Source organism: Deltaproteobacteria bacterium (assembly GCA_019308995.1).
GTDB lineage: Bacteria > Desulfobacterota > Desulfarculia > Adiutricales > JAFDHD01 > JAFDHD01.
Genome location: JAFDHD010000164.1, coordinates 1 through 5,443 on the forward strand (window position 1 = coordinate 1; position 5,443 = coordinate 5,443).

Annotated in this window: 3 protein-coding genes and 1 pseudogene; all 4 read left to right on the top strand. The window is 46.2% G+C overall.

The annotated features are described in order from the left end of the window. Positions 1–91 precede the first annotated feature (91 nt). Positions 92–247, top strand: a pseudogene (locus tag JRI95_16155) (tyrosine-type recombinase/integrase). 797 nt (positions 248–1,044) lie between these two features. Then, a complete protein-coding gene (locus JRI95_16160) occupies positions 1,045–1,359 on the top strand; it encodes a hypothetical protein (protein MBW2063077.1) in 315 nt (104 codons plus the stop codon). A 59-nt stretch (positions 1,360–1,418) separates the two neighbouring features. Then, entirely contained in the window at positions 1,419–1,895 is a 477-nt protein-coding gene (locus tag JRI95_16165) for a hypothetical protein (GenBank protein ID MBW2063078.1), read from the top strand. 100 nt (positions 1,896–1,995) lie between these two features. Continuing rightward, positions 1,996–5,088 carry a glycosyl hydrolase gene (locus JRI95_16170; GenBank protein ID MBW2063079.1) on the top strand — a complete coding sequence of 1,031 codons (3,093 nt, stop codon included), beginning with the start codon at positions 1,996–1,998 and terminating at the stop codon, positions 5,086–5,088. Positions 5,089–5,443 lie beyond the last annotated feature (355 nt).

The window sequence follows — 5,443 nt, forward strand, 5'->3', positions numbered from 1 at the left end:
AGGAGAGATAAGAAAATTATTGGAAATTTTTTGATCTACCTCTAATTTTTATAATATTCAATTAATTTCCATTCAATTGACCACATGAGGCAACATCCGGGCGGTTCAGAAGCTCCTGGGACACAAATCCATCCGGACGACCGAGATTTACGCTCACCTTAGCGATAAACACCTGCATTACGTGGTTTCCATGCTACCGTTGCCAAAACCGGCCACAGTTTTGGTCACAGTTTCATTTAAAATTTGACTCTGAGACTTTTCATTAGCGATAATAAATTCAAAAATAAAAGAATAAAAGATGCGCTGGACTCAAAATCCAGTTCACCTCAGGTGAGTGTGAGCTCAACGCCCTCCTCCGGCCCAGTTTTTTCCTGGAAAATTCGATTTTTAAAGTTAATTCCTTTCAATTCTGATTCCGTTTTTTCAGTGCTTTTCAATCAATTTTGGCGCTTATTTGCCACTTGGGCAGCCCTCTATTTTTTAATTGGGATATGTGGTTCTCAGCCATCAGACCAGGGTTCGAATGCCGGTAGCGCTGCCAACTTCACTTCATAGAAAATAAACATCTAATTGTTTTGGCTGCTCTGTTCGTACCCTTATTGTGTTCTCAATATGTTCTAATTGGATCCTGAAATGGGGTGGGAACGTTTCTGATATCTACGACGTCTAGTGCAATCCTCATCAATTTGATGCTGGATTGGATGTAGACACTTCTAGTCATTATGAAGCTTGAGTAAATGAGTAAAGGAGTAATCGCAGGATCAGCAGGGGATTGAAGCTAGGATCGTCTTGACATTAGGGTCAGTTTACGGGCAATAGAACGAAATGATACATAAATTTGACAATTAAGTATAAATTAGATTTAATTGTATAATATTAGTGTGAGGAATAATCGATTTTAATCATGACATGCAAACGAGGGAAAAATGCGAACTCATATTTATTGTATTCCTGCCATTTGTTTTTTATAGGAGATTTTCGACACTTAAAGACGAATTTGCTGAAGGTTTATTGTATAAATTGATTGTTTTAAAGGAGGATATATTGAAAAGATTGGTTGTTGTTGTATTCGCTGTTGTATTTACCTGGACTACTCTCTTTGCTCAGACTAATGGCAAACGACCAATGACAGTGGATGAACGGTTAGAATTTGTCGAAATAGGTAATGTAATATTATCTCCGGATAGGGATTGGGTATTCTATTCAAAAACAGAACTAGATTGGGATCGGAACGGGAAGAAAATGTCATATTACATGATACCCGCAAACGGAGGTGAAGCAATCCAATATATTGGAGAAGCTGGCGGAGAATCATTCCAATTTTCGAACGTCCTGATAATACGGAAAGGCATTCTATAGGGACTGAAGGAGTGTTCTCGCCACCATATCAATGCCTGCTGTTAAAGGATCGTTTTTTTGTGAAGATCGAAACGTTTGAAGGTAAGATCGATGAAAAGACTGGTAAGGCATTGCTGGCATCTGTAGCCAAAGCTCTTCTGGGAAGCGAAGATATGCCCGCTGAATTAGAACTGCTTCCGAAATCCGGCAATAAGGTTATAGTGTCGGAGGGATTTACGAGGTCCGTTTTTCTGGGCCTGAAAGAATTAAACAATTGTGTACATGCAAAATACAATGGAAAGAAAACGAATAATGTGTATGATGTTTTCCTGATGCTTCCGGAGTCTGGTATGTCCTCCGATGAAATCTGGGAGCAGTTGGCAGCGAAATGGAAAGTAAAAAAACATAAAAAGCGGACTATTCTGTTCCGGGAGGTTCCCTACCAGGGATTCGTAGGAGCCATTCGTTTAGACAACCTCTTGTTAGGGATTTCCCGTTCCAAGAATGAAAAAGAGATGGGCCGCCGATTCGATACGATCCTGAAGACCATGGAATGATGCGATACGTATCCCTGGAATGCATCAAAGAAGAATTTGAATCTTTAGTAAAGAAACCCCGGTTTCTGATGAGATTTTTAATTACTAATAGGAGGTAATCATGCGCAGATCACTAATATTATTCAGTTTTGTTTTACTTTGGAACATTGCTAATCCGGGCGTATTCGCAAAGTCCGGGCCCGGCGTCAATCCGGCGCTCTACAAAGCCTTAAAATGGCGCTATGTCGGCCCCTCTCGCGGCGGACGGGTCACCACCGTAACCGGCGTACCGAGCCAGCCTAATGTTTATTATATGGGCGCGAGCGGTGGCGGGATCTGGAAAACGGAGAATGCAGGACAGACATGGAACAATATCTCCGATGGATTCTTCAATACCGGCTCCGTTGGTGCGGTTGCTGTCTCGCTGTCCGATCCGAATGTGGTTTATGCTGGCATGGGGGAGTCGCCGGTCAGGAATCAGACCACCACGCACGGTGACGGTGTTTATAAATCCACCGACGCCGGCAAAAGCTGGACCCATCTGGGGCTCGAAGGCACACGGCAGATATCCAAGATCCGCATTCACCCGACTGATCCAGATATCGTTTATGTGGCGGCCCAGGGAAATCCCTGGGGAGCCAGTGAAGAACGCGGCGTCTACCGCTCGAAGGATGGCGGCAAGACCTGGGAACTCATCCTCAGGACCAATGCAGAGACCGGCGCGTCTGATTTATCCATGGATGTCCATAACCCGCGTATCCTCTATGCCGCCATGTGGGACAACGGTCGCAAACCCTGGTTTGTCCGCTCCGGTGGCCCGGGCGGCGGTATCTATAAAACCACTGATGGCGGCGACACCTGGAAGAAGTTAAAAAACGGTCTGCCCGAGTTCGTCGGCAAGATCGGCGTCGCTGTATCACCGGCTAATCCGGAGCGGGTATACGCCATCATTGAGGCGGAAGAAGGCGGCCTCTATCGCTCCGACAATGCCGGTTTAAACTGGCAAAGGGTCAACAGCGGGCGCATCGCAATCGCGCGTGCCTGGTACTATAATCACATCACTGCTGATACCAAAGACGAAAACACGGTCTATGTTTTAAATGTTACGCTCCTCAAATCGATTGACGGTGGCAGGACCTACATCTCTATGAGCGCTCCTCACGGTGATCATCATGATCTCTGGATTCACCCGACCAACAATAAAATCATGATTTGTGGCGATGACGGTGGCGGGGCCGTAACTTTCGATGGTGGTAAAACCTGGTCCGGCCATGATAATCAGCCGCTGGGTCAATTCTACCGGGTTGTGACCGACAATCGTTTCCCATATCACCTTTACGGTGCCCAACAGGACTATGGGGCTATTGGTATGTCGAGCCAATCCGACAGCAGTGATTTTTATTCGGTACATGGATGGGAGAGATCCCAAATAGCATTCGACCCGGATAATCCGCGCCTGATTTATTCAACAAGTAACAATCTTAGCCTGACGGAATTCGACCGGAAAACGGGTCGGACGCGGCTTCTTAAAGTCTATCCGCAATATACACTTGGAGTAGATCCCAAAGAGCATAAATATCGCGCCGCCTGGCATCCACCGGTCATCCTATCTCCTCATGATCCGAAGATCATTTATTACGGAGCAAACGTGCTTTTGCGCAGCAATGACCGCGGCTGCACCTGGACCGAAATCAGCCCCGATCTCACTACCGATAATAAGGCGCAACAGGGCAAGATGGGCGGCCCCATTACCAATGAACTTGACGGAGATGCATACAATACCATCTTTTATATCGTTGAGTCGCCCCATGAAAAGGGCACCATCTGGGTCGGCAGTGACGATGGACTCGTGCATCTCACCCGCGATGGCGGCAAAAACTGGAAAAATGTAACACCAAGCGGCGTCGGCGAGGCCTTTATCAATGCCATCGAAGTTTCGCCCCATGATCCGGCAAAGGTATATATCGCGGTTGATGGTCACAGATCGAATGATTTTATGCCATCCATCTACAAGACCGAAAATTATGGCGGGAAATGGCACAAGATCGTCAATGGGCTGCCGGACGATACTTTCGTCAGGGTGGTCCGCGAAGATCCGGAACGACCCGGCCTCCTCTATGCTGGAACGGAGTCCGGTGTTTTCGTTTCCTTTAATGACGGTTCTGACTGGCAGTCTTTGCAGCTCAATCTACCGAAAGTTCCGGTCTCGGATCTCACACTGCGGCAAGGTGACCTTGTAGCCTCAACTGAGGGACGAGGTTTTTGGATACTCGACAATCCGGCGCCATTACGTCAGCTCAAGGCTTCACTTGAAGATACTGATCTGTATGTTTTTCAACCAGCCGATGCTTATAGAATCCCGAATGGAAAAGCAGTTGTCTATTATTACCTGAAAGATGATCCGGGCAAAGATGCAGGAAAGGTAACATTCGAAATTCTCGATAGTTCAGGGCAGGTCGTACGTACTGTGAAAGCCGATCCGGAGCGCAACGAATGTATGGCTGCGAATACAGATGTCAGACAACCTTTCCGCGCTCGTGATCATAAAGCGAAAAAAGGCCTCAACCGCTGGGTCTGGGACCTGCGGCGGGACGGATTTCGCTGTATCGCCAATATGCGCTTGTTCGCAGGCCTGCAGGGCGCTCGTGTTATCCCCGGCGGCTATCAGGTTCGAGTCACCGTTGGTGGATACAGCAAGACAAGAAGTTTTAAAGTAGCACCTGATCCGAGGGACGATATTCCAGCAGCGCAGTTCGCCGAACTCGATGCTCATCTCACAAAAATTGCTTCCATCCTCAGCAGCCTGATTACCCGTCTCGAAAAGTTGCGTGCCGCCCGCGATCAGGCGCTGATGCTTGCCGGCCTGACTAAAAATCATGCCCGCCATCAAGATATCAAGGCAAGTGCGGATAGTTTAAGCGCGCGCATCGCCGCCTGGGAAGCAAAAGTCACTCAGCCAAAGTACGAAACACTTGAGGACGAAATCAATTACCCAAATATGCTGGATGCGCAACTCGTGTATTTGCTGCAATCGAGCGATCGCATGGATGCACCTGTCTCTGCCAGCGCCAGAGCCCGACTCGTCGATCTGAAGGCAGAGTGGGATGTTTTAGTCAAGGAATATGAAAGCATTATAAAAGAAGATATTGCGGAATTTAACAGGCTGCTTAAGCAAGAAGGCATTGGGCCGGTTGTTGTACCACAACGAAAATGATGTGTCGGGGCAAAGATTTCGTTATATCCATGACATTATTTTTTTACCTGTGATACGTTCATTCCAGAATGCCAGCAGGTGAAAATTACTGAAAATTGGAGGAGATTTGGAGAAAAGGCAAAAAAAGAAATTCTTATAAAGCAGGAGCAAGGAAGATAAAGGTAGTGAAAAAAGTTTAATAAAAAAATGAATGTTATTAAAATGGTAGTAAGGAGGAATTTATGAATTTCAGAAAGATTACAACTTTAATAGTATTTTTTGTTTTTCTATTGACATCATTCTCTTATGTATCTGCTCAAAAACAGTCAACTTTACGTCCGATTACAGTAGATGATTTCTTCAAGATCAAACGCGT